General features: G+C 65.7%; 21 protein-coding genes. 8 read left to right on the top strand and 13 right to left on the bottom strand.

Features of this window, described 5'->3' with window-relative positions; genetic code table 11:
- The first annotated feature begins 64 nt into the window (after positions 1 to 64).
- Positions 65 to 1,894, top strand: coding sequence for a DNA helicase RecQ (gene recQ / locus DXK93_RS06925; protein WP_054457350.1), 1,830 nt, complete (start codon positions 65 to 67; stop codon positions 1,892 to 1,894).
- Between the two features lie 30 nt (positions 1,895 to 1,924).
- On the opposite strand, the gene DXK93_RS06930 is transcribed toward recQ, so the two are convergent.
- Together DXK93_RS06930 and DXK93_RS06935 are read right to left on the bottom strand one after the other, a co-directional pair.
- Positions 1,925 to 2,977: a cytochrome d ubiquinol oxidase subunit II gene (locus DXK93_RS06930; protein WP_054457351.1), complete on the bottom strand. Its 1,053-nt coding sequence runs from the start codon at positions 2,975 to 2,977 to the stop codon at positions 1,925 to 1,927.
- Entirely contained in the window at positions 2,974 to 4,317 is a 1,344-nt protein-coding gene (locus tag DXK93_RS06935; protein ID WP_054457356.1) for a cytochrome ubiquinol oxidase subunit I, read from the bottom strand. Before DXK93_RS06935 ends, DXK93_RS06930 begins: the two co-directional genes overlap by 4 nt.
- Before the next feature lie 136 nt (positions 4,318 to 4,453).
- Between DXK93_RS06935 and DXK93_RS06940 the strand changes: the two genes are divergently transcribed.
- The 4 genes from DXK93_RS06940 to minE all read left to right on the top strand — a co-directional run bounded on the left by DXK93_RS06940 (position 4,454) and on the right by minE (position 8,465).
- Entirely contained in the window at positions 4,454 to 6,220 is a 1,767-nt protein-coding gene (locus DXK93_RS06940) for a glutamine--tRNA ligase/YqeY domain fusion protein (RefSeq protein ID WP_054457358.1), read from the top strand.
- Positions 6,221 to 6,380: 160 nt separating this feature from the next.
- Entirely contained in the window at positions 6,381 to 7,247 is an 867-nt protein-coding gene (gene minC / locus DXK93_RS06945; RefSeq protein WP_054457360.1) for a septum site-determining protein MinC, read from the top strand.
- A 141-nt stretch (positions 7,248 to 7,388) separates the two neighbouring features.
- On the top strand, positions 7,389 to 8,204 hold the full coding sequence (minD, locus tag DXK93_RS06950) for a septum site-determining protein MinD (protein WP_041652327.1): 816 nt from the start codon (positions 7,389 to 7,391) through the stop codon (positions 8,202 to 8,204).
- A 3-nt stretch (positions 8,205 to 8,207) separates the two neighbouring features.
- A complete protein-coding gene (gene minE / locus DXK93_RS06955) occupies positions 8,208 to 8,465 on the top strand; it encodes a cell division topological specificity factor MinE (protein ID WP_006217654.1) in 258 nt (85 codons plus the stop codon).
- An 83-nt stretch (positions 8,466 to 8,548) separates the two neighbouring features.
- Here the strand turns inward: minE and DXK93_RS06960 are convergent, their stop codons facing one another.
- The 4 genes from DXK93_RS06960 to DXK93_RS06975 all read right to left on the bottom strand — a co-directional run bounded on the left by DXK93_RS06960 (position 8,549) and on the right by DXK93_RS06975 (position 12,323).
- Complete coding sequence (locus DXK93_RS06960; RefSeq protein ID WP_042796532.1) at positions 8,549 to 8,773, bottom strand: glycine zipper 2TM domain-containing protein; 225 nt, start codon at positions 8,771 to 8,773, stop codon at positions 8,549 to 8,551.
- Positions 8,774 to 8,964: 191 nt separating this feature from the next.
- Positions 8,965 to 9,498, bottom strand: coding sequence for an isochorismatase family protein (locus tag DXK93_RS06965; protein WP_119449698.1), 534 nt, complete (start codon positions 9,496 to 9,498; stop codon positions 8,965 to 8,967).
- Between the two features lie 124 nt (positions 9,499 to 9,622).
- Positions 9,623 to 11,296 carry an energy-dependent translational throttle protein EttA gene (gene ettA / locus DXK93_RS06970; protein ID WP_054457363.1) on the bottom strand — a complete coding sequence of 558 codons (1,674 nt, stop codon included), beginning with the start codon at positions 11,294 to 11,296 and terminating at the stop codon, positions 9,623 to 9,625.
- A gap of 106 nt (positions 11,297 to 11,402) precedes the next feature.
- Positions 11,403 to 12,323: a DMT family transporter gene (locus DXK93_RS06975; RefSeq protein ID WP_119449699.1), complete on the bottom strand. Its 921-nt coding sequence runs from the start codon at positions 12,321 to 12,323 to the stop codon at positions 11,403 to 11,405.
- 100 nt (positions 12,324 to 12,423) lie between these two features.
- Here DXK93_RS06975 and DXK93_RS06980 point away from each other — a divergent pair, with 100 nt between their 5' ends.
- Both DXK93_RS06980 and DXK93_RS06985 read left to right on the top strand, forming a co-directional pair.
- On the top strand, positions 12,424 to 13,221 hold the full coding sequence (locus DXK93_RS06980) for a helix-turn-helix transcriptional regulator (protein WP_054457365.1): 798 nt from the start codon (positions 12,424 to 12,426) through the stop codon (positions 13,219 to 13,221).
- A gap of 137 nt (positions 13,222 to 13,358) precedes the next feature.
- Positions 13,359 to 13,892 carry a hypothetical protein gene (locus DXK93_RS06985; RefSeq protein WP_054457367.1) on the top strand — a complete coding sequence of 178 codons (534 nt, stop codon included), beginning with the start codon at positions 13,359 to 13,361 and terminating at the stop codon, positions 13,890 to 13,892.
- Positions 13,893 to 13,950: 58 nt separating this feature from the next.
- Here DXK93_RS06985 and DXK93_RS06990 read toward each other — a convergent pair whose 3' ends face one another.
- From DXK93_RS06990 to DXK93_RS31810, 7 genes are all read right to left on the bottom strand, one after another.
- Positions 13,951 to 14,946: an ABC transporter ATP-binding protein gene (locus DXK93_RS06990; protein WP_054457369.1), complete on the bottom strand. Its 996-nt coding sequence runs from the start codon at positions 14,944 to 14,946 to the stop codon at positions 13,951 to 13,953.
- On the bottom strand, positions 14,943 to 15,923 hold the full coding sequence (locus DXK93_RS06995) for an ABC transporter ATP-binding protein (RefSeq protein ID WP_119449700.1): 981 nt from the start codon (positions 15,921 to 15,923) through the stop codon (positions 14,943 to 14,945). Before DXK93_RS06995 ends, DXK93_RS06990 begins: the two co-directional genes overlap by 4 nt.
- Before the next feature lie 7 nt (positions 15,924 to 15,930).
- The gene (locus DXK93_RS07000) at positions 15,931 to 16,845 is read right to left on the bottom strand and encodes an ABC transporter permease (protein WP_054457374.1); all 915 of its coding nucleotides are present in this window, start codon (positions 16,843 to 16,845) and stop codon (positions 15,931 to 15,933) included.
- Entirely contained in the window at positions 16,845 to 17,834 is a 990-nt protein-coding gene (locus tag DXK93_RS07005; RefSeq protein ID WP_054457377.1) for an ABC transporter permease, read from the bottom strand. Before DXK93_RS07005 ends, DXK93_RS07000 begins: the two co-directional genes overlap by 1 nt.
- A gap of 84 nt (positions 17,835 to 17,918) precedes the next feature.
- Positions 17,919 to 19,490, bottom strand: coding sequence for an ABC transporter substrate-binding protein (locus DXK93_RS07010; RefSeq protein WP_054457379.1), 1,572 nt, complete (start codon positions 19,488 to 19,490; stop codon positions 17,919 to 17,921).
- Between the two features lie 188 nt (positions 19,491 to 19,678).
- Positions 19,679 to 20,176, bottom strand: a complete 498-nt coding sequence (locus tag DXK93_RS07015) for a MarR family winged helix-turn-helix transcriptional regulator (protein WP_054457381.1) — start codon at positions 20,174 to 20,176, stop codon at positions 19,679 to 19,681.
- Between the two features lie 201 nt (positions 20,177 to 20,377).
- The gene (locus DXK93_RS31810) at positions 20,378 to 20,566 is read right to left on the bottom strand and encodes a hypothetical protein (protein ID WP_125472485.1); all 189 of its coding nucleotides are present in this window, start codon (positions 20,564 to 20,566) and stop codon (positions 20,378 to 20,380) included.
- On the opposite strand from DXK93_RS31810, the gene DXK93_RS07020 reads away from it, so the two are divergent.
- Positions 20,547 to 22,769 (top strand): indolepyruvate ferredoxin oxidoreductase subunit alpha, encoded by a 2,223-nt coding sequence (locus tag DXK93_RS07020; protein WP_054457383.1) that lies wholly within the window; start codon positions 20,547 to 20,549, stop codon positions 22,767 to 22,769. The genes DXK93_RS31810 and DXK93_RS07020 overlap by 20 nt on opposite strands.
- Positions 22,770 to 22,780: the final 11 nt, after the last annotated feature.

The raw sequence follows: 22,780 nt of genomic DNA on the forward strand, positions 1-22,780 counted from the left end.
GCCGGAAAAGGTCCGGCGGAATTGCGGCTTAAAATCCCTGCCATGATGCTCCCGGCCTACCCCCATGTCTGACGCGCGCGCCCTCGGCGTGTTGCAGCGCGTTTTCGGTTACGAATCCTTCCGCGGCGACCAGCAAGCCATTGTCGAACAGGTGATCGACGGCGGCGACGCGCTGGTCCTCATGCCCACGGGCGGCGGCAAGTCGCTCTGCTACCAGATTCCGTCCCTGGTCCGCGAAGGCACCGGCATCGTCGTGTCGCCCCTGATCGCGCTGATGCAGGACCAGGTCGACGCCCTGACCGAACTGGGCGTGCGCGCGGCCTTCCTCAACTCCACGCAGGAGTGGCGGGTGGCCCGCGACGTCGAGCAGGCCTTCCTGGCCGGCGAGCTGGACCTGCTGTACGTGGCGCCCGAACGCCTGCTGACCGACCGCTGCCTGCAATTGCTGGAACGCGGCCGCATCGCGCTGTTCGCCATCGACGAGGCCCACTGCGTGTCCCAGTGGGGCCACGACTTCCGCCCTGAATACCTGGGCCTGTCGATGCTGCACGAGCGCTGGCCCGACGTGCCGCGCATCGCGCTCACCGCGACCGCCACCGCCGACACCCGCCGCGAAATCGCCCAGCGCCTGTCGCTGGACGATGCGCGCCACTTCGTTTCCAGCTTCGACCGCCCCAACATCCGCTACCGCATCATCGAAAAGAACGAGGTGCGCAAGCAATTGCTGGAAATGATCCAGACCGATCATGAAGGCGAATCGGGCGTGGTCTATTGCCTGTCGCGCGCCCGCGTGGAAGAGACCGCGGAGTTCCTGTGCAACCAGGGCATCGACGCCATGCCCTATCACGCCGGCCTCAGCGCGCAGGTGCGCGCCGCCAACCAGGCGCGCTTCCTGCGCGAGGACGCCGTGGTCATGGTGGCCACCATCGCCTTCGGCATGGGCATCGACAAGCCCGACGTGCGCTTCGTGGCGCACATCGACCTGCCCAAGTCCGTGGAAGGCTATTACCAGGAAACCGGCCGTGCCGGCCGCGACGGCCTGCCTGCCACGGCCTGGCTGGCCTATGGCCTGCAGGACGTGGTGCAGCAGCGCCGCATGATCGACGAATCGCCGGGCGAAGAGTCCTACCGCCGCCGCCTGGGCCAGCAACTGGACGCCATGCTGGGGCTGTGCGAAACGGTGGAATGTCGGCGCGTGCGTCTGCTGGCCTACTTCGGCCAGCAGATCACGGCCTGCGGCAATTGCGACGTCTGCCTGGAACCGCCGCAGGCCTGGGACGGCACGGTCGCGGCGCAGAAGGTGCTGTCCGCCGTCTACCGCCTGTGGAAGGAGCGCGGCCAGCGCTATGGCGCCGGCCACATCATCGACATCCTGCGCGGCAAGGTCACCGACCGCACCAAGCAGCACGGCCACGAAACGCTGAGCGTATTCGGCGTGGGCGCGGACCTGAGCGACACCGCCTGGCGCGGCGTGCTGCGCCAATTGCTGGCGCAAGGCCTGCTGACGGTGGACCACGAAGGCTACGGCACGCTGGCCCTGACCGAAGGCAGCCGCGCCGTGCTCAAGGGCGAACGCCAATTGATGCTGCGCCGGGAATCCGAAAAGAAGCCGCGCTCGGGCAAGAGCGGCAGCGGCCGGCCCAAGGCGGCAGCCATCGACTTGCCGGCCGAACTGCAACCTGTATTCGAGGCCCTGCGCGCCTGGCGCGGCGAAGTCGCCAAGAGCCACGGGGTGCCGGCCTACGTCATCTTCCACGACGCGACTCTGCGCGAAATCGCCCTGGCCCAGCCCGAATCCATGGACGAGCTGAGCCACATCAGCGGCGTGGGCGCCCGCAAGCTGGAAGCCTACGGCGAAGAAATCCTGCAGCGGGTAGCGAAGCCGGTCTTGTGACGACGGCTCCGGCCGGACTTCCCGGCCGGATCAGCTCGGCGGCGGCAGCAGCGGCACCGGGGCGCGTTCCTTGCCGAACACCGAGCGGTACGCCAGGATATTGAATACCAGCACCACCGGTATGCCCACCACCGCTCCGGCCAGCACCAGACGCATCGAACCCAGCGCGCCCGCGCCGTCCCACAGCGTCATGTCGTCCAGGATCAGGTAGGGGAACAGGCTGTAGGCCAGGCCGCTGAGCATCAGCAGGAACAGCGCCACGCACAACACGAACGGCAGCCAGCTGAAACGGTCGGCCTTGCCCGGCAACCGCGCCAGCAGCATTTCGGCTGCGACGAAACCCGCCAGCATCAGCACCCAGACCGTCGCCGCCAGGCTCAGGTGGGCGATGTTGCTCCATTTGTAGAAGATACCCGCGTTGGCCAGACCCAGCGTGACCGCGATGGCCACCATGCCCACCGCCGTCCAGCGGATGGCGTGGCGGGCCCAGTTGGCGGCGCGGCGCTGCAGATCGCCGTCCACCCGCATGACCAGCCAGGACGCGCCCAGCAGCACATAGGCCGCCACCGCGCACAGGCCGACGAACATGGAGAACCAGCCGTAGCCGGCATCGGACTGGTAGCCGGTGGCGATGCGGCCCAGCAGCATGCCCTGGCCGAAAGCGGTGATCAGCGACCCCGCCCAGAAGCCGAAGATCCAGCGCGGCTTCATTTCGTTGCGCGCGCGGATGCGGAACTCGAACGAGACGCTGCGCAGCACCACGCCCAGCACCATGCAGGTGAGCGGTCCGTAGAGCTTGCCCAGCACCGCGCCCCAGGCGAACGGGAACGCCGCCGCGAACAGGCCCATGCCCAGCAGCAGCCAGAACTCATTGGCGTCGCGCCACGGGCTCAGCAGGCTCATCATGCGGCCGCGCTCGTGTTCCGGCGCCAGTTGCAGCAGGATGCCCACGCCCAGGTCGAAACCGTCCAGCACCATGCCCGCGGCAATCACCACGAACAGCAGCGCCATGAAGGCCAGCGGCATCCAGAAAGAGGGATCGTCGGGGTTGAGGCCCTGGGAGGCGGCCAGCATGGCGATCATGGCGTACCTCCAGCCAGTTTGCGCACGGGCACAACGCCATAGCGCGCCGCGTGGAACAGCATGCCGACGAACGCCGCAAGCAGCAGCAGGTACAGCACGCCATAGCCGATCAACCCGTACAGCACGGTGCTGGAGGCCACGATGCCCAGCACCTCGGACTGCGTGACGGTGCCGTTCACCGCGAACGGCTGCAAGCCCAGGATGGATACCCACCACCCGGCCACGACGGCGATGGCGCCGGAGAACATCATGCCGCACAGCACCCGCTGCCACCACGGCGGCAGCGTGGACGGGTCCAACCCGCGCCGGAACGTCCACAGGAAGGTCACGCAGGCCACGGCCAGCATCAGCAAGCCCAGCCCTGCCGCCACGCGCAACGACCAGAAGGTCAGCGCCACCGGCGGCAACATGCCCGAATACTTGTCCAGGCCGCGGTAGGTGCCGTCCTGGTTGCGGTGCAGCCACATCCCACCCATGTTGCGCAGGGTCACGTCGGCCACGTTGGTATGGGCGCGCGCATCGGGCCAGGCGAACAGCACCAGTTGCGGCTCCGCGCCGCTTTCCCAATAGCCCGCGGCGGCAGCGGCCTTGGCGGGCTGCAGCTTGGCAATCATCTGCCCGGCGCCGGTCGCGACCGGCAACTGCATGAAAGCCCCCACCACGGCGACCACCAGCGCGGTCTTGAACGCGTTGCGCTCGCCGTCGCCCAGCGGACGCCGCAGGGCCTGCAGCGCCGTCACGCCCATCATCAGGAACGCGGCGGCCAGCGCCGCGCCCACCATCACCACCGCCATGCGCCAGCCCACGGAGGGATTCAGCACCACGGCCATCCAGTCATAGACCTGATAGCGTCCATCGACCAGCAGCGCGCCGTCCGGCGTCTGCATCCAGGATTGCAGCGCGAGCACCCAGAACACCGCCACCAGCTGCCCCACCGCCACCATCAGCACGGCCAACGTGTGGGCGCCGTCCGACACACGGCGTTGGCCGAACAGCATGACGCCCAGGAAACAGGATTTGAGGATGAAGACCGAGAGAATGGCGTAGCCAAGCAAGGGGCCTGCCACGTTGCCGATCTTGTCCATCAGGCCGGCCCACAGGCTGCCCAGCTGGATCAGCACCGGCACGCTGGCCGCCAGCGTCAGCACGAAGGCCAGGGCGAATATCCGCACCCAGAAGCGGTACGCGGCGGTCCAGCCGCCCTGGCCGGACCAGCGCGCCCTGATCTTGAAGAACAGCAGTACCCAGGCGAGCGCCAGGGAGAAGGCCAGGAAAAACGCCAGAAAGCTCAGGCTGGCCACGAACTGCGTGCGGGCCAGGGATAACGTGGATATGTCCATGATGGCCCGTAGTGTAGAGCCAGTTACATGACTGTGGGGACAGTTTGAAACCGGTTGCACCGGCAGCAAAAAGGCCCCGCCTGCGGAACGTGGCAAAATTGACTCTTTGTCGCTGCTTTTTCCTATTCTTTCAAGAATGACCTCCGCCACGACGCCGACCCCTGCCGCATCAAATTTCCTGCTCAACATCGTTCAAGACGACCTCGAAGCCCAGCGCTTCGCAGGCAAGCGTTGGGCGGGCAAGCCTGGCCCGGCGGCCTTGCAACAACAAGGCGGACTGGATTCGGCCCGCATCCGCACGCGCTTCCCGCCGGAGCCCAACGGCTACCTGCACCTCGGCCACGCCAAGAGCATCTGCGTGAACTTCGGGCTGGCCCGCGATTTCGGCGGCGTCTGCCATCTGCGCTTTGACGACACCAATCCGGAAAAGGAAGACCAGGAATACGTCGACGCCATCATCGAGGCCGTGCACTGGCTGGGCTTCGACTGGAAGGCCGACGGCAATGACAACCTGTACTTCGCCAGCGACTACTTCGGCTACATGTACGAGTTCGCCGAGGCCTTGGTCGAGGCCGGCCACGCCTACGTCGACGAGCAAAGCCCCGAAGAGATCCGCGCCAACCGCGGCACGCTGACCGAACCCGGCACCGACTCGCCCTGGCGCAACCGCCCGGCCGCCGAGTCGCTGACGCTGCTGCGCGAAATGCGCGACGGCAAGCATCCGGACGGCAGCCTGGTGCTGCGCGCGAAGATCAACATGGCTTCGCCCAACATCAACCTGCGCGACCCGGTCATGTACCGCGTGCGCCACGCCCACCATCACCGCACCGGCGACCAGTGGTGCATCTACCCGATGTACAGTTGGGCGCACCCGGTCGAAGACGCGCTGGAAGGCATCACGCACAGCGTCTGCACGCTGGAATTCGAAGACCAGCGTCCGTTCTACGATTGGATCCTGGCGCGCCTGGCCGAACTCGGCAAGCTGGCGCAGCCGCTGCCCCACCAGTACGAATTCGCACGCCTGAACGTGAGCTACGTCGTCACCAGCAAGCGCAAGCTGCTGCAACTGGTGCGCGAAGGCCACGTGGACGGCTGGGACGATCCCCGCATGCCGACCATCTTCGGCCTGCGCCGGCGCGGCTACACGCCCTCCTCGATCCGCCTGTTCTGCGACCGCACCGCCGTGTCCAAGTCCGACTCGCGCATCGACTACAGCCTGCTGGAGCAGGCAGTGCGCGACGACCTGGACCCGGTCGCCCCGCGCTCGGTGGCCGTGCTGGACCCGCTCAAGCTGGTCATCACCAACTACCCGGAAGGCCAGACCGAGATCTGCACCGCGCCGCGCAACCCGCACGATCCCGAAGCCGGCGTGCGCGAGTTCCCGCTGTCGCGCGAACTCTGGATCGAACGCGACGACTTCCGCGAAGAAGCGCCCAAGAAGTACTTCCGCCTGTTCCCGGGCAATACCGTGCGCCTGAAATACGGCTACGTGGTGCGCTGCACCGGCTTCACCAAGAACGAAGCCGGCGAGGTCATCGAGGTCCAGGCCGAATACCTGCCGGAAACCAAGAGCGGCACGCCGGGCGCCGACAGCGTCAAGGTCAAGGGCAACATCACCTGGGTCAGCGCGGCCCATGCGGTGCCCGCCCAGATCCACCTGTACGACCGCCTGTTCGCCGATGCGCGTCCGGACGGCGGCGACAAGGATTTCCTGGCCTGCCTGAACCCGAACTCCAAGCTGACCGTCACGGCCTGGCTGGAGCCGGGCACCGTCGCCACGCCGGGCGCCACCTGGCAGTTCGAACGCCTGGGCTACTTCACGGCCGACCTGAAGGAATCCAGCCCCGAAGCGCCGGTGCTCAACCGCATCGTGACCCTGCGCGACTCCTGGGCGCAAGGCTGACGCGCCGCGCGCGCATTGCCGGAAATAGGCGCCGAAAGGCGCCTTTTTCTTTGGGTCCGCCCCCTGCGCATGCGGCCCCTGGGCGGGTTATCATCCCCCGAACCCCGCAGCCGGTCGAGCCCGCCGTTTCCCGGCCCCAAGACCGCCAGCCACAATCAAGATGAACACTGAATCCCTAGCCCTGGACTTCAAAAGCGCCACCCTCTATGCCATCCGGGTGGTCCTGCACAGCGCCGACCCCGAACGCCTGAACGCCGCCCTGGCCAAGCGCATGGCCGATGCCGGCAGCTTCTTCGAAAACGAACCCGTGGTCGTCGACGCCAGCCGCGTCGAGGAAAAAATCGATTGGACCGCCCTGGTGGCGGCATTGCGCGGCCATAACCTGCCTCCCATCGGCGTGGTCGCCGAAGGCGCCAATCTGGAATCCGCGCGCGCGGCGGGCCTCACTCCGGTTGAACTGTCCACGCCCGCGGCCCGGCCCGCGCCAGTGATCGACACCGCGCCGCCCAACGACGTCTCCACGCCGGTGCCTTCGGTGCCGGCCGCCGCGATCGAAACCGCGGCAGCCCCCACCGAAGCAGCCGCCGAACCGGAAGCGCCCGCCGACAAACCCGCGGGTGAACCGCTGCCCGCGCGTGCAGCCAGCAACACCACCTCGGCCTCCAGTCCCACGCCCGCCGCGCCGCACTCGTCATCCGCGCTGGTCATTACCAAGCCGCTGCGTTCCGGCCAGCGCGTCTACGCGCGCCACACGGACCTGGTGGTGATCGGCATGGTGAGCCAGGGCGCCGAAGTCATTGCCGACGGCAACATCCACGTCTACGGCCCGTTGCGCGGCAAGGCCATGGCCGGCGCACGCGGCGATACCTCCGCGCGCATTTTCACGACCCACCTGGACGCCGAGCTGCTGGCCGTGGCCGGCGTGTACCGCGTGGTCGAGGACAAGCTGGACCGCACGCTGCAGAACCAGCCCGCGCTGGTCCGCCTGGACGGCGACACGCTGCGCATCGAAGCCCTCAAGGCTTGATATCCGGAATCTGGCCGCCAGCGGCGGCCAATGCGCACGCGCAGACACCCGCGCAAATTTCAACACATCCTGTAAGAAGCCTTACAAGGGCTTTTTGCTTTACGATAACGCGATTTATTCGAACATAAGGGTTTGATCGTCATGACACGCATTGTTGTGGTGACTTCCGGCAAAGGCGGCGTGGGCAAAACCACGACCAGCGCCAGTTTTTCTGCGGGACTCGCGATGCGGGGCCACAAGACCGCTGTCATCGACTTCGATGTCGGCCTGCGCAACCTCGACCTGATCATGGGCTGCGAACGTCGCGTCGTGTACGACTTCGTCAACGTGATCCAGGGCGAAGCCACGCTCAACCAGGCTCTCATCAAGGACAAGCAGCTCGAAAACCTGTTCATCCTGCCCGCCTCGCAGACGCGCGACAAAGACGCGCTGACGCAGGAAGGCGTGGAAAAGGTCATCAATGACCTCAAGGGCATGGGCTTTGACTACATCGTCTGCGACTCGCCCGCCGGCATCGAAACGGGCGCGCTGATGGCCGCCTATTTCGCCGACGACGCGCTGGTCGTGACCAACCCGGAAGTCTCGTCGGTGCGCGACTCCGACCGCATCCTGGGCATCCTCGCCGCCAAGTCCAAGCGCGCCGTGGAAGGCGATGAACCGGTCAAGGAATACCTGCTGCTGACGCGCTACAGCCCCAAGCGCGTGGTCGACGGCGAAATGCTGTCGCTGGGCGACATCGAGGACATCCTGCGCATCAAGCTGATCGGCGTGATCCCCGAATCCGAAGCGGTGCTGCAAGCGTCGAACCAGGGCCTGCCGGCCATCCACCTCAGAGACACCGACGTTTCCGAAGCCTACAAGGACGTCGTGGCCCGTTACCTTGGCGAAGACAAGGCCCTGCGCTTTACCGACTATGAAAAGCCCGGTTTCCTGAAACGCCTGTTCGGAGGCAAGTAAGCAATGTCCTTCCTGTCGTTTCTGCTTGGTCAAAAGAAGACCTCCGCATCCGTCGCCAAGGAACGGTTGCAGATCATCCTGGCCCACGAGCGGGGCCGCGGCGACTCGCCCGATTACCTGCCGCAGTTGCAGCAGGAGCTTATCGCCGTCATTTCGAAATACGTGAAGATCAACCCCGAGGACATCAAGGTGCACCTGGAACGCCAGGACACGCTGGAGGTCCTGGAGGTCAAGATCGAAATGCCGCAGAACGAGACCTGATGCGGCTGTGCGCGCCCCTGGCGCGCATCACAATCAAAAAAATGCCCGGCGATGCCGGGCATTTGCTTTGGGGCGACGGACGCTTAGCGCTTGCCGACCTGATCGCCGATGACGCCGCCGATCGCCGCTCCGCCCACCGTTCCGAGGATGCCGCCGTTGGTGATCACAGCGCCTGCCACGCCGCCCAGCGCAGCGCCGCCGACGGCGCTCTTCTGGCGATGGCTCATGCCGTCCCACGAAGAGCACCCAGCCATGGCGGCGGTCATCGCCAGCGCGACACAGATTTTGGAGAGAGATGCGATTTTCATATTTGTGGTTCCTATTCTCGTACCCGGGAGCCGCGCATGAAACTGGATGCGAGCGCGCGGCGCCCATAAGGGCCTGGAACCTTCAGGATCGCAAAATATTCTTGCCCTGGCTGTGAAGTTTGCCCATGAATTGTGTCAAAGGGCGAGTTAATCTTTGCGCGCCCCAGGGACATTGTTGCAGCGCGCGGCCGCTATTTGACCAGACGTAACACCTCGCGGAAGCGCGGGTGTTCACAAGTGCGCATCCACTCGAATATCGCCATCTCGGACGTGACGATTTCAGCGCCATGCGCACGCGCGCGGCGCAACGCCGCGTGATGATCGGCCGGCTTGCGCGAGCCCGCCGCATCCGCCACCAGCACCGCGTGGTAGCCCAGGTCAATCAAGCCGATCACGGTTTGCAGCACGCAGATGTGCGCCTCGCAGCCCGCCACCAGGATGGTCTTGCGCGCGGCCGGCAACCAGGCCTCGAAGCCCGGCTCCAGCGCCGAAGAGAAGTGCATTTTCTGGAAGGCGCTCTGGACTTGCTCGCGCAGCGGCTCCACGGTGGTCCCCAGCATCTTGGCGTGGTGCTCGGTAGCCACCACCGGCACGTCCAGCAGTCGCGCAGCCTGCGCGAGCTTGTGCGCGGCGTGAAGCACCGCCTCGTTGTCATGGATGACAGGCATCAGGCGCCCCTGCATGTCGACGATCAGCAGGGTGGAATCGGTAGCGGACAACAACATTGCGCGGTGCTCCTGGAAGAAGTCCTCAAGGCCGACTCACGCAGAACGAAGCCTTGAACAGCCCTTAGCATACCTCCGGCAAAAAAAATCCCGGCGCGAGGCCGGGATCGTTTTCAGGCGCCGATTACTTCAGGGCCTTGTAGCGCAGGCGCTTGGGCTTGGCGCCCTCTTCGCCCAGACGGCGCTTCTTGTCGGCTTCATATTCCTGGTAGTTGCCATCGAAGAACACGACTTGCGAGTCGCCTTCGAAGGCCAGGATGTGCGTGGCGATCCGGTCCAGGAACCAGCGATCGTGGCTGATGACCATGACGCTGCCGGGGAACTCCAGCAATGCGTCTTCCAGCGCGCGCAGCGTTTCGACGTCGAGGTCGTTGGACGGTTCGTCCAGCAGCAGCACGTTGCCGCCGGCGATCAGGGTCTTGGCCATGTGCAGGCGGCCGCGTTCACCGCCGGACAGCTGGCCCACGACCTTGTTCTGGTCGCCGCCCTTGAAGTTGAAGCGGCCCAGATAGGCGCGCGACGACATTTCGAACTTGCCCACCGTGAGCAGGTCGGCGCCGTCGGCCACCGCGTCGAACACGGTCTTCTTGTCTTCCAGCGCATCGCGCGACTGGTCGACATAGGCCAGCTTGACGGTCTGGCCGATGTTGACCTCGCCCGAATCCGGCTGCTCGCGGCCCGCGATCATGCGGAACAGCGTGGACTTACCGGCGCCGTTGGCGCCGATGATGCCGACGATGGCGCCGGGCGGCACCTTGAAGCTGAGGTTGTCGATCAGCAGGCGGTCGCCATAGGCCTTGCTGACGTTGTTGAATTCGATGACCTCGTTGCCCAGGCGCTCGCCCACGGGAATGAAGATTTCCTGGGTTTCATTGCGTTTCTGGTATTCGTAGGACGACAGTTCCTCGAAGCGGGCCAGACGCGCCTTGGCCTTGGCCTGGCGGCCCTTCGGGTTCTGGCGCACCCACTCCAGTTCCTTCTTGATGGTCTTCTGGCGGGCGGATTCCGACGCCTCTTCCTGCTTCAGGCGATCTTCCTTCTGCTCCAGCCACGAGCTGTAGTTGCCCTTCCAGGGAATGCCATAACCGCGGTCCAGTTCCAGGATCCATTCGGCCGCGTTGTCCAGGAAGTAGCGATCGTGGGTCACGCCCACCACGGTGCCGGGGAACTTGTGCAGGAACTGCTCCAGCCACTCCACGCTTTCGGCGTCAAGGTGGTTGGTGGGTTCGTCCAGCAGCAGCATGTCGGGTTTGGACAGCAACAGGCGGCACAGCGCCACGCGGCGCTTTTCACCGCCGGACAGCTTGCCGACGATGGCGTCCCAGGGCGGCAGGCGCAGCGCGTCGGCAGCGATTTCCATCTGGTGTTCGATGTCGTCGGCGCCGCTGGAGGCGGCGGCGGCGATGATGGCCTCAAGCTCGGCCTGCTCGGCGGCCAGCGCGTCGAAATCCGCATCCGGCTCGGCGTAGGCGGCATAGACCTCGTCCAGGCGCTTCTTGGCCGAGACGACGGCGCCCAGGCCCTCTTCCACCGACTGGCGCACCGTGTGCTCGGGGTTGAGCTGCGGTTCCTGCGGCAGGTAGCCGATGTTCAGGCCCGGCATGGGGATGGCTTCGCCTTCGATTTCCTTATCGACGCCGGCCATGATCTTCAGCAGCGTCGACTTGCCCGAGCCGTTCAGGCCCAGCACGCCGATCTTGGCGCCAGGAAAAAACGAAAGCGAAATGTCGCGCAGGATCTGCCGCTTGGGCGGCACGATCTTGCCGACGCGGTTCATGGTGTAGACGTATTGGGCCATGGGCTCGTATAGGAGATATAGCTGATGAACCGTCGATTGTAGGCCGGAACCCTGACCCGCGTATGTCCGCCGCCAAATGGCCGGCCCTTGCGGCGTACCCGGCCCTTCAGGCGGCCTTGGGCCGCGTCGCCCGGCCGCCGGCGCGCATTTGCGCCAGCATCACGCCAGCCAGCGCCATCGCCCCGCCGACGATGTGGAACAGATGGGGCTTTTCGTCCAGGAACACGGCCGCGATCGCCACCGTGGCCACCGGCATGAGGTTGAGGAAAATGCTGGCGCGGTTGGGGCCCAGGTGCTTGACGCCCTGCATCCACAGGAAGGGCGCGAACAACGACGGGAATACCGCCGCATACAGCACCAGGGGCAGGTTGTCGCCGTTGAGCGGTGAAGGCGGCGCCATCAGGAAAGCGGGCAGCTGGAACAGCACGCCGAAAGCGACCTGCACATACAGCGACTGCCACGGTCCCACCGGCAATGCCCAGCGGCGCAGCAGCACGCCGTACAGCGCATAGGCCAGCGCGCCTACGCCCATCAGCAGATCGCCGCGGTTGGCGCCCACTTCAAGCAGGCGGGCGGGATCGCCCTCGCCGATCAGCAGCGCCAGGCCCGCCAGCGACAGCAGCCCGCCCAGCATGGCCATGACCGAGGGCAGTTCGCGCAGCAGCAGCGCCACCACGGCGATGGTCATCAGCGGAATCATCGCCGTGATGATGCCCATATTGGTCGCCGTGGTGCTGGCGGCCGCCACATAGGCCAGGCCCTGGTACAGGGCCATGCCCAAGCCGCCCAGCACCGCCAGTTTAGGCAGGTGGGGCAGGATCTGGCGGCGCTGCGCCCAGACGCCCGGCAGCACGAACGGCGTCAGCACCACCCCGGCCAGGGCCCAGCGGTAGAAGCCGATGGCGGCCGGCGCGATGGCGCTGGCCGCCATCTTGGTGACGATCATGTTGACCGACCAGATCAAGGCTGCCAGCAACGGATAAAGCAGATAACGGGCGGGAACATGCGGAGAGGAAGCGCGGGTCATGAGGGGCAATGCACAGGCGTAAAGGAGACAGGGCCAGTGTAGGATCTGTCCGACCTGATGTATATAATGAAAAACAGACAAAACCAGACGAAGTTCCGACATGTCCGCCATCGATTCCGCGCCCACGCTGGCCAGCCACCTGCCCTACCCGCTGGCTTGCCGCATCCTGCATTTCACGCCGCGTTCCGGCATGAAGCGCCACAGCTCGCCCTGGGCGGAACTGAACTTCGCCATCTCCGGCATCATGGAAATCGGCATACGCGGCGTCACCTACCTGTCGCCGCCGCAGTACGCCATCTGGATACCGCCGCATGTCGAGCATTGCTGCCAGAACGAAGGCGAAGTGCACTACGCCTGCATCGACATCCCCGCCGCGGCCTGCGCCGGCCTGCCCACGGAACCGTGCACGCTCGAGATCAGCCCGGTCATGCGCGCGATCCTGGGCGACTTCGAGCAGCGCGGCATCAGCTATCCGGATACGCCGGAAGACCGGCGCATGGCGCAGATCGTCATCGACCAGGTCCGCCAGGCTCGGGCTTACGCCAGTTACCTGCCCTCCACCTCCGACCCGTTGCTGGCACCCATCCTGTCGGCGCTGCAGCACAGTCCAGGCGATAAGCGCGGCGCCGCGCACTGGGCCGCCACGGCCGGCATCACCGAGCGCACGCTGCTGCGCCACTGCCAGCAGCGCCTGGGCATGTCGTTCAATGAATGGCGCCTGCGGCTGCGCGTGGTCAGCGCCCTGGGCATGCTGGACGCGGGCCGGCCGGTCCAATCTGTGGCGCGCGAGCTTGGTTACAGCACGCCGTCGGCCTTCATCGCCATGTTCCAGCGGCTTACAGGTCAATCGCCCGACAACGCGCGCAGGCGCAGCCAGGGCGGCGCACCCGCGCCCTGACCCCGGAAAACCGCGTCATCCAAGCGCCTGATGCAAGGCGCGGCCGATCGCGAGACAATACGGCTGTAGCCAGGGCCTGCCAGCGGGCCCGAATCTTGCCGTGCCGTCGCGGCTTCATCGCGCCCAGGAATCCCTTCATGTCTGCCTCCGCCACTCCCCCCGCCTCCTTGACCCATTTCAGCACCGCCGAGCTGGACATGCTGGCCAAGACCGCCGACGCCTTGAGCGCCTATCTGGGCAAGCCCGTGCTGGCCGAAGTGGTGCTGGGCGATGATGGCACCGAATGGGTGACCTATGGCGTGCCCATGGACGAAAACGCCAAGCCCGACGAAGACCAGACCCACGTGCAGCTGGGCGGCGCCGGCGCCCGCCTGCTGGGCAATCGCGGCGGCCTGCCCCAGTCCGACGACGACACCTACGACTGTCTCTACCTGTGGGCCATCGAGATCTCGCTGAACGAAGGCGAGCGCTTCATCAAGCTGGACCACGACGGCGAAGAGTCCGCATGGTCCGACAATCTGGAAGACGTGCTGCCGTTTGCCCTGACGGAAGAACCCGTGCCGGAGGACCCGGACGCGGAGGACGACGAGGACGAAGCGGATGAGGACGATGAGGATGATGCGGATGGCCACGGCCACGATCATCCTCACGACCACAACCACCGCCACTGAAGCGCGGCCGGGCGGCGGGTTGCGGCCGGCATGGCCGCGCAACCGCGCCGTCCGCGGATCAGACCGAGATCCGCCCTTCCTGCACCGCGTGGCAGGCCACCACCGACACTCCCGCGGCCATTGCCACTGGCGCCTCTGACTTGCAACGCTCGTTCGCATGCGGACAGCGCGGATGAAAGGTGCAGCCCGACGGCGGATTCAGCGGATTGGGCACCTCGCCCGCCACCGCGGTGCGCGGCTTGCCCGCGCCGTTGATGTCGGGAATGGCCTCCAGCAGCATGCGCGTGTACGGATGGCGCGGCCGCGCGAACAGCTCGTCGCGCGGCGCCACCTCCACCATGCGGCCCAGGTACATCACCCCCACCCGGTCGGCCACATGGTGCACCACCGCCAGGTTGTGGGAAATGAACAGATAGGTCAGCCCCAGGTTGCGCTGCAGATCCTTCATCAGGTTCAGCACCTGCGCCTGCACCGACACATCCAGCGCCGAGGTCGGCTCGTCGCACACCAGGAATTCCGGATTCACCGCCAACGCCCGCGCGATCGAAATGCGCTGGCGCTGGCCGCCGGAAAACTGGTGTGGATAGCGGCCCTGGTCGGCCGGGTCCAGGCCCACCTGCTTGAGCAGTTCGCCCACGCGCGCGCTGCGCTCGTCAGGCGTCATGGTGGTGTGGGTCAGCATGGGTTCGGCGATGATGCGGCCCACGCGCCAGCGCGGATTCAGGCTGGCATAGGGATCCTGGAAGATCATCTGCAGGCGCTTGCGCAAGGCTCGGCCGCCTGGCTCGGACATGCGCGACAACGGCTGGCCGTCGAAACGGATGTCGCCGCGGGTCAGGCCATACAACCCCACCAGCATGCGCGCCACGGTCGATTTGCCGCAGCCCGATTCGCCCACCAGCGCCAGCGTTTCGCCGCGCGCGATCTCGAACGACACCCCGTCCACGGCGCGCAGCATCACGCGCGGCTTGCCCGCGAGCTTGCGTTCCAGCCACGGCGGCGACACATCGAACCAGCGCGCGGCGTCCTTTACTTCCACCAAGGGCGTCGTCATGCGGCCACCTTATCGTTGTTGTCGTGCAGCCAACAGGCCGCGCGGGACGTCCCGGCCGCCATCAGCTCCGGACGCTCGACGCCGCAACGCGGCAGGCGCTGGCCGCAGCGCGGATTGAAGGCGCAGCCCGGCGGAATGGCGTTCAGGCGCGGCATGCTGCCGTCGATCTGCACCAGCCGTTCGGAGTGTCCTTCCAGCGATGGAATCGATCCCATCAGTCCCTTCGTGTAGGGATGGCGGGGCTTGTGGATCACGTCGGCCACCGGGCCGATCTCGGCCACGCGGCCCGCGTACATCACCGCAACGCGGTCGGCGGTTTCGGCGATCACACCCATGTCGTGCGTGATCAGCATCACCGCCGTGCCGTTTTCGCGGCACAGGCGCTTGAGCAGTTCGATGATCTGCGCCTGGATCGACACGTCCAGCGCGGTCGTGGGCTCGTCCGCCACCACCAGCTTGGGTTCGGCCGCCAGGGCCAGCGCAATCACCACGCGCTGGCGCATGCCGCCGGAGAACTGGTGAGGATAGTGGTCGATGCGCTCGCGCGCGGCCGGAATGCCGGTCGATGCCAGCAGCTCCACCGCCCGTTCGCGCGCCTGGGACCAGCTCAGGTCCAGGTGCGTCACGATGGTTTCCGCCAATTGCCGGCCCACCGTGTACAGCGGGTTCAACGAGGTCAGCGGGTCCTGGAACACGGCCCCGATCTCGCGGCCGCGCACGCGGCGCATCTGCTCGTCGGGCAGGTTGTCGATGCGGCGGCCCGCCAGCAGGATCTCGCCCGCGGCGATACGTCCCGGCGGTTCCAAGAGGCCAATGATGGTTGCGCCGGTCAGGGACTTGCCTGCGCCGGATTCGCCCACTACGCCCAGGACTTCGCCAGCCTGGATGGAAAAGGACACGTCGTCCAGCGCGCGCAGCGTGCCGCGGCGCGTGGGGAATTCCACGCGCAGGTTGCGGACTTCTAGTAATGCGCTCATGTAAACCTCAATTCAGACGCGGGTTGAGCGCATCGCGCAGCCAGTCGCCAAGCAAGTTGACCGACAGCACCAGCAGCACCAGCGCCGCACCCGGGAAGATGGTGATCCACCACTCCCCTGAAAACAGGAAGTCGTTGCCGATGCGGATCAGCGTGCCGAGCGACGGCGCGGTCGGCGGTACGCCCACGCCCAGGAACGACAGCGTGGCCTCCGTGATGATGGCCGTGGCCAGGTGCACCGTGGCCAGCACCAGCACCGGACCCAGCACATTGGGCAGCACGTGGCGGAACATGATGACCGGCGAGGCCACGCCGATCACGCGCGCCGCCTGCACGTATTCGCGGTTCTTCTCCACCAGGGTGGAGCCGCGCACCGTGCGCGCATACTGCGGCCAGCCCGCCAGCGCGATCGCGCCGATCAGCACCGGGAACGCGATCAGCTCATGCAGCTCGCGCGGCACCGCCGCCCGCGCCACGCCGTCGATCAGCAGCGCGATCAGGATGGCGGGGAACGACAGCTGCACGTCGGCGATGCGCATGATGAACGCATCGATGCGCCCGCCCGCGTAGCCCGAGATCAGCCCCAGCACGATGCCGATCAGCATCGACAGCAGCACCGAGGCCAGGCCGATCAAGAGCGACACGCGGGTGCCGTACAGGATGGCCGAGTACAGGTCGCGGCCCTGGCTGTCGGTGCCCAGCAGGTAGGTCGGCAGGCCATTGGCCTCCCAGGCGGGCGGCAGCAAGGCGTCCAGCAGTTCCACCTTGGTCAGGTCGAACGGGTTGTGCGGCGCCACCCAACCGGCCCCGAAGGAGCCGATCAGCAGGAGCGCCAGCATCACGGTGGCGATGATCGCCACGGGCGCCCGGCGCCAGGCCCAGGCAATGTCGCTGTCCCACCAGCGTTTGAGTACGGCGCGCATCAGTGAGCCCCCCCGCCGCGGGTCAGCCCGGAACGCAGGCGCGGGTCCACGACAAAATACAAAAGATCGACGATCAGGTTGATCACCACGAACACCAGCGCAATCAGGCACAGGTAGGCCGCCATGACGGGCACGTCGGCGAATTGCACCGCCTGGATGAACAACAGGCCCATGCCCGGCCACTGGAACACGGTTTCCGTGACGATGGCGAAGGCGATGATGCCGCCCAGTTGCAGGCCGGTGATGGTGATGACCGGCACCATGGTGTTCTTCAGCGCGTGGCCGAAGTGGATGGCGCGACGCTTCAGGCCGCGGGCGCGGGCAAACTTGATGTAGTCCGAACGCAGCACCTCCAGCATTTCCGAACGCACCAGGCGCAGCACCAGGGTCATCTGGAACAGCGACAAGGTGATGGACGGCAGGATGAGATGCTTCCAGCCCGTGGCGGTGAACAACCCCGATGACCACCAGCCCACGCTGACGGTGTCGCCCCGCCCGTAGCTGGGCAGCCAGCCCAGTTGCACGGAAAACACCAGGATCAGCAGGATGCCGATCAGGAAGGTGGGCAGCGACACGCCCAGCAGCGACCCGGCCAGCAGCAGCTGGGACAGCAAGCTGTTGCGCTTGAGCGCGGTGTACACGCCCAGCGGCACGCCCACCAGCAGCGCCAGCAAGGCCGCCACCATGGACAGCTCCAGCGTGGCCGGCAGGCGGGATTTCAGCAAGGAAGATACGGGTTCGCTCTGGCGCAGGGAGATGCCGAAATTGCCCTGCACGGCGTTGGCCACGAAATGGCCGAATTGGACGATGGCGGGCTCGTTCAGCCCCAGGCGCTCACGCAGTTCGATGCGTTCGGCATCGGTGGCGTCCTGTCCCAGCATGATGGTGACAGGGTCGCCGACATATTGAAAAAGCACAAAGGCCAGTAGCGCGACGGTGAGCATCACCGCTACGGCCTGCAACAGGCGACGCAGTATGAAAGCAAACATAGGCGGAAAAGGCGAAACAGCGAAAGCCCGTCGGCCTGTTCATCATGAACAGGCTGACGGGCCCCGCCGTTTGATTAGCCTGGATCAGTCAACCTTGACCCAATCGGCAACGAGGCGATTGTCGGCACGGTGGATGACCGTGACGTTCTTGCGCATGGCCCAGGGAATCACCTGGTCGTGCAGCGGGATGTGGCCGAAGTCCTTGGCGTGCCCTTGCAGCACGGTGATGATGTCGGCGTCACGCTTGGCCGGATCGGTTTCCGTCTTGATCCGGTCGATGATGACGTCCAGTTCCTTGTTGCTGTAGTTGCCCAGGTTGTACATGCCGTCCGCGCCCTCGCCCTTGGTGCGAATCAGGTTCTGCAGCGTGTACATGGCGTCGAACGTGGGCACGCCCCAGCCGAACAGGTAGGCGCTGGTGTCGAACGACTGCACCTTGGGGAAATAGGTGGAGCGCGGCATGGCGTTCATGGTGGCCTTGACGCCGACCTTGGCCCACATGCCGACCACCGCCTGACAGATGGCTTCGTCGTTGATGTAGCGGTTGTTCGGGCAATCCAGCGTGAAGTTCAGCGTGCCGTCGTAGCCGGCTTCCTTCAGCAGGGCACGGGACTTTTCCGGATCATAGGGCACGCGCGCCTGCAGCTGCTGGGCCCAGCCGTGCACCTGCGGCGCGATCATCGTGCCGGTGGGCGCGGACAGGCCGCGCATCACGGCGCGCTTGATGGCGTCCACGTCGATCGCGCGATACAGCGCCTCGCGCACGCGGATGTCCTGGAACGGGTTCTTGCCCTTGATGTTGGAATACTGGAGTTCCGGACGCTTCTGGTCCAGGCCCAGGTAGATGGTGCGGTATTCGTTGCCTTCCACGACCTTGGCCGACTGGCGCAGGCGATCCAGGTCCTGGGCCGCCGGATCCAGCACGAAGTCGATTTCACCCGACAGCAGCGCCGCGGTACGCGTGGCGTTCTGCTTGATCGGCGTGAACACGACTTCGGTCACGTTGCCGACCTTGCCGCCCTTGTTCCACCAGTCCTTGTTTTCCTCGAACACCGTGCGCACGTCCACTTCGCGCGACTTCAGCTTGTAGGGGCCGGTGCCGTTGGTGTTGCGCGCGGCGTAGGTCTCTTCCTTGTTGACGAAGTCCTGCGGCTTGGCAACGTTGTTCTTTTCCGACCAGGCCTTGTTCATGATGAACACGTTGGTCAGCTGGCGCAGCAGCACCGGGTTAGGCGCCGAGGTCTCGATCTCGACCGTCAGGTCGTCGATCTTGCGGGCTTCCTTGATGCCGGTGGTGTAGGCCTTGTAGTTCGAGGTGGGCGCCATGGCGCGGTGGATCGAGAACACCACGTCGTCGGCGGTGAAGGCGGCGCCGTCATGGAACTTCACGCCGGGGCGCAGCTTGAAGCGGTACAGCGTGGGCGAAACCTGCTCCCACTCCGTCGCCAGGCGCGGGTTGACCTTGAAGGACTTGTCGTAGTCCACCAGCGGTTCGTAGACGTAGCTGTTGGCGGCGATCGTCATGCCTTCGTTCTGCGAGTGCGGATCGAAGGTGAGGATGTCGCCCTGGGCGGCCCAGCGGAAGGTCTTGGCCTGCCCGATCGTGGGCACAGCAACGGCGGCGGCGATCGCGATAGCAATCAAAGTGCGGCGCATAGGTTCAACTCCTGACTGTAGTCTGAATACCGGCGCGATATTGCCTAGCCGCAGGACCTCCGTCAATTGAGGGTTTATGCGTACCGTAGACGGTTTTCACAGAGGGAGAACCAATTGGGGACACATAAGCTTGTAACAAAATAATCGAAGTAAACAGTGTTGGGCATGCGGCCCGCCTCCGCCCCCGCCTATTCCTCGTCCGGCGCCGACAATTCCAGCGGCACGTGCTCGGTCATCAGCACCTCCAGCATGTCGATCAGCATCGCGGCCTTTTCCTCGCCGAACGGGGCCAGCACGGCCTTCTGGTGCTGCAAGGCCTGCTCGCACAGCGCGGCGATCAGATTCGTGCCCTTGGTGGTGATGCAGACACGCGTCTGCCGCCGGTCCGCCCGCACGCCCGTGCGCGCCACCAGCCCTTCGGCCTCCATGCGCTGCACCACCTTGCTCAAGGTGGGCTGCTTGGTGATCGCCAGCACCGCCAGCGTGCCTATGGTTTCACCGGGACTGCCCTCCAGGCTGGCCAGTACCCGCCACTCGGTCACCGACAGGCCGGCCGCCTTTACCTGCAGATGGAATTCCGCCGAAATGCGCTGGCTGGCCTGCGCCAGCAGATAGGCCAGATAGCCATCGACGAAGCGGCCTTTGTGCGCCGCCGCGTCCGTGTCCCGCTGCTTGTCCAACCGCATGTTGCTTTGCTCCCACGCACCGGAAACCAGGGCCGACGCCGGCCCGACGAAATGCGCATTGCACCACGCCGGCGCATGCGCGCGCCATGATGTGCCGCAATGCTGTTGCGCAGCACAGGGTATACCCGGAATCGCAACCCGTTTTTGCACCATCGCAGCGCCGGAACAGCACTGCGGCCTAGAGAACAACGAGTATATACGTCATTGTTTTAGCGTGATATTTTTTGTTTTCCATGAAATTTCATCTTTTTTGTTGACAGCTAAAACGTTGACTCCTAAAGTATTTTTAAGACGAGAATTTCCTGACGTGACGATGCTGCGCAGCAGCAACCATTGAGACCCGCAGGCCGGGCCGCGAAGGAGTGCCAGAATGGCTGAAAGGTCTTTCAAAAAAGAAGTCCAGCAGTTGCGCATCGGCGCGGGCGAAGAGTTCCGCGGAGAAGGCATTCTTGCGGTCACCAAGGCCTTGCTGCAGTCCGGCGTGGGCTACGTCGCGGGCTACCAGGGTTCGCCGATCTCGCATTTGATGGACGTGCTGGCCGACGCCAACGACATCCTCCAGGAACTGGGTGTGCATTTCGAGGCCAGCGCCTCCGAGGCCACCGCGGCGGCCACGCTGGCCGCCTCGGTCATGTACCCCATCCGCGGCGCCGTCACCTGGAAGTCCACCGTGGGCACCAACGTCGCATCCGACGCGCTGGCCAACCTGGCTTCCGGCGGCGTCACCGGCGGTTCGCTGGTCATCGTGGGCGAAGACTACGGCGAAGGCTCGTCCATCATGCAGGAACGCTCGCACGCGTTCGCCATGAAGTCGCAGATCTGGCTGCTGGATCCGCGTCCCAACCTGGAAAGCATGGTCAAGGCGGTGGAAGACGGCTTCGAGCTGTCCGAGGCCAGCAAGACGCCCGTGATGCTGCAACTGCGCATCCGCGGCTGCCACGTGCACGGCCGCTTCATCGCCAAGGAAAACAAGCGCCCCGCCTTCTCGCTGGCGCAGGCGCTGGAAAGCCCGGCGCGCGACACCAGCCGCATCGTGCTGCCGCCTGCCTCCTTCCTGCACGAACAGGAAAAGATCAAGGAGCGCTGGCCCGCCGCCATCCGCTACATCAAGGAACACAAGCTCAACGAACACTTTGACGGCGACCAGGACGATATCGGACTGATCCTGCAAGGCGGCCTCTACAACGGCGTGATCCGTGCCTTGCAGCTGCTGGGCCTGGCCGACAACTTCGGCAACAGCCGCATCCCGCTGTACGTCATGAACGTGACCTACCCCGTCATCGAGGACGAGGTCATCGATTTCTGCCGCGGCAAGCGCGCCGTGCTGCTGCTGGAAGAAGGCCAGCCGGACTACATCGAACAGAACCTGCACGCCGTGCTGCGCCGCGCCGGCATCGACACCAAGCTGTCCGGCAAGGACGTGCTGCCGATGGCGGGCGAATACACCACCCAGGTCATGCGCGACGGCCTGCGCGAATTCCTCAAGCGGCAACGCCCGGAATCGCTGCAGACGCATCCCGCCGCCCTGGCCGATGCCCAGGCCGCGGAACGCCAGCTCCAGATCACCGAGGTGGCGCGGCCCAAGCCGGCGCGTCCGGCCGAGCAGCCCATCACCTTCCACAAGCACGTCGAAGGCCTGGCAGCGGTCGTGCCGCCGCGGCCCGCCGGCTTCTGTACGGGCTGTCCGGAAAGGCCTATCTTCTCGGCCCTGACCCTGGCGCAGGAAACGCTGGGCCAGCACCATATTTCCTGCGACATCGGCTGCCACCTGTTCTCGATCCTGCCGCCGTTCAACCTGGGCGCCACCACCATGGGCTACGGCCTGGGCGCCTCCAGCGCGGCGGCCTTCAACGTGCCGGCCGCCAAGCGCCCCATCTCCATCATGGGCGACGGCGGCTTCTGGCACAACGGCCTGTCCTCGGGCATCGGCAACGCGGTCTTCAACAAGTACGACGGCGTCATCGTCATCGTCGACAACTTCTACGCCTCGGCCACCGGCGGACAGGACATCCTGTCCTCGCGCGCCGAAAACCCGGACCGCTCCACCAACAATCCCATCGACCAGGCCGTGCGCGGCGTGGGCGTGAAGTGGGTGCGCACGCTGGACCGCACCTATGACGTGGCCAAGGTGCGCGCCACCATCGAAGAGGCGCTGACCACCGACGTGAAAGGCCCCAAGGTCATCATCGCGCAATCGGAATGCATGCTGAACAAGCAGCGCCGCATCAAGCCGCTGTTCAACAAGGCAGTCAAGGAAGGCAAGCGCGTGGTCAAGGAACGCTTCGGCGTGGACCCTGACGTCTGCACCGGCGACCATGCCTGCATCCGCCTGTCGGGCTGCCCGTCGCTGACGGTCAAGGACAGCGGCGACCCCTTGAAGGAAGATCCGGTGGCGCACGTGGAAAGCAGTTGCGTAGGCTGCGGCAACTGCGGCGAAGTCGCCCATGCCGCGGTGCTCTGCCCGTCCTTCTACCGCGCCGATATCGTCCACAACCCGACCGGCCGCGACCGCTTCATGGCGCGCATGCGCACCGCCGTCATCGGCTTCCTGCAACGCCGCCGCGCCGCGCGCCTGGCCCACCACGCCCTCTGAGGATTCCCGTT

The sequence above is a fragment of the Achromobacter sp. K91 genome (genome assembly GCF_003576205.1).
GTDB lineage: Bacteria > Pseudomonadota > Gammaproteobacteria > Burkholderiales > Burkholderiaceae_B > Achromobacter > Achromobacter aegrifaciens.

What these genes read in the sequence shown, in the direction of transcription:
- DXK93_RS06940 (WP_054457358.1), top strand. Translation starts at nt 4,454, where the DNA reads ATGACCTCCGCCACGACGCCGACCCCTGCCGCATCAAATTTCCTGCTC.
- minC (WP_054457360.1), top strand. Translation starts at nt 6,381, where the DNA reads ATGAACACTGAATCCCTAGCCCTGGACTTCAAAAGCGCCACCCTCTAT.
- DXK93_RS06990 (WP_054457369.1), bottom strand. Translation starts at nt 14,946, where the DNA reads ATGACGACGCCCTTGGTGGAAGTAAAGGACGCCGCGCGCTGGTTCGAT.
- DXK93_RS07010 (WP_054457379.1), bottom strand. Translation starts at nt 19,490, where the DNA reads ATGCGCCGCACTTTGATTGCTATCGCGATCGCCGCCGCCGTTGCTGTG.
- ettA (WP_054457363.1), bottom strand. Translation starts at nt 11,296, where the DNA reads ATGGCCCAATACGTCTACACCATGAACCGCGTCGGCAAGATCGTGCCG.
- DXK93_RS06960 (WP_042796532.1), bottom strand. Translation starts at nt 8,773, where the DNA reads ATGAAAATCGCATCTCTCTCCAAAATCTGTGTCGCGCTGGCGATGACC.
- DXK93_RS07005 (WP_054457377.1), bottom strand. Translation starts at nt 17,834, where the DNA reads ATGTTTGCTTTCATACTGCGTCGCCTGTTGCAGGCCGTAGCGGTGATG.
- DXK93_RS06975 (WP_119449699.1), bottom strand. Translation starts at nt 12,323, where the DNA reads ATGACCCGCGCTTCCTCTCCGCATGTTCCCGCCCGTTATCTGCTTTAT.
- recQ (WP_054457350.1), top strand. Translation starts at nt 65, where the DNA reads ATGTCTGACGCGCGCGCCCTCGGCGTGTTGCAGCGCGTTTTCGGTTAC.
- DXK93_RS06935 (WP_054457356.1), bottom strand. Translation starts at nt 4,317, where the DNA reads ATGGACATATCCACGTTATCCCTGGCCCGCACGCAGTTCGTGGCCAGC.
- minD (WP_041652327.1), top strand. Translation starts at nt 7,389, where the DNA reads ATGACACGCATTGTTGTGGTGACTTCCGGCAAAGGCGGCGTGGGCAAA.
- DXK93_RS06965 (WP_119449698.1), bottom strand. Translation starts at nt 9,498, where the DNA reads ATGTTGTTGTCCGCTACCGATTCCACCCTGCTGATCGTCGACATGCAG.
- minE (WP_006217654.1), top strand. Translation starts at nt 8,208, where the DNA reads ATGTCCTTCCTGTCGTTTCTGCTTGGTCAAAAGAAGACCTCCGCATCC.
- DXK93_RS06995 (WP_119449700.1), bottom strand. Translation starts at nt 15,923, where the DNA reads ATGAGCGCATTACTAGAAGTCCGCAACCTGCGCGTGGAATTCCCCACG.
- DXK93_RS06930 (WP_054457351.1), bottom strand. Translation starts at nt 2,977, where the DNA reads ATGATCGCCATGCTGGCCGCCTCCCAGGGCCTCAACCCCGACGATCCC.
- DXK93_RS06980 (WP_054457365.1), top strand. Translation starts at nt 12,424, where the DNA reads ATGTCCGCCATCGATTCCGCGCCCACGCTGGCCAGCCACCTGCCCTAC.
- DXK93_RS07000 (WP_054457374.1), bottom strand. Translation starts at nt 16,845, where the DNA reads ATGCGCGCCGTACTCAAACGCTGGTGGGACAGCGACATTGCCTGGGCC.
- DXK93_RS07020 (WP_054457383.1), top strand. Translation starts at nt 20,547, where the DNA reads ATGGCTGAAAGGTCTTTCAAAAAAGAAGTCCAGCAGTTGCGCATCGGC.
- DXK93_RS06985 (WP_054457367.1), top strand. Translation starts at nt 13,359, where the DNA reads ATGTCTGCCTCCGCCACTCCCCCCGCCTCCTTGACCCATTTCAGCACC.
- DXK93_RS07015 (WP_054457381.1), bottom strand. Translation starts at nt 20,176, where the DNA reads ATGCGGTTGGACAAGCAGCGGGACACGGACGCGGCGGCGCACAAAGGC.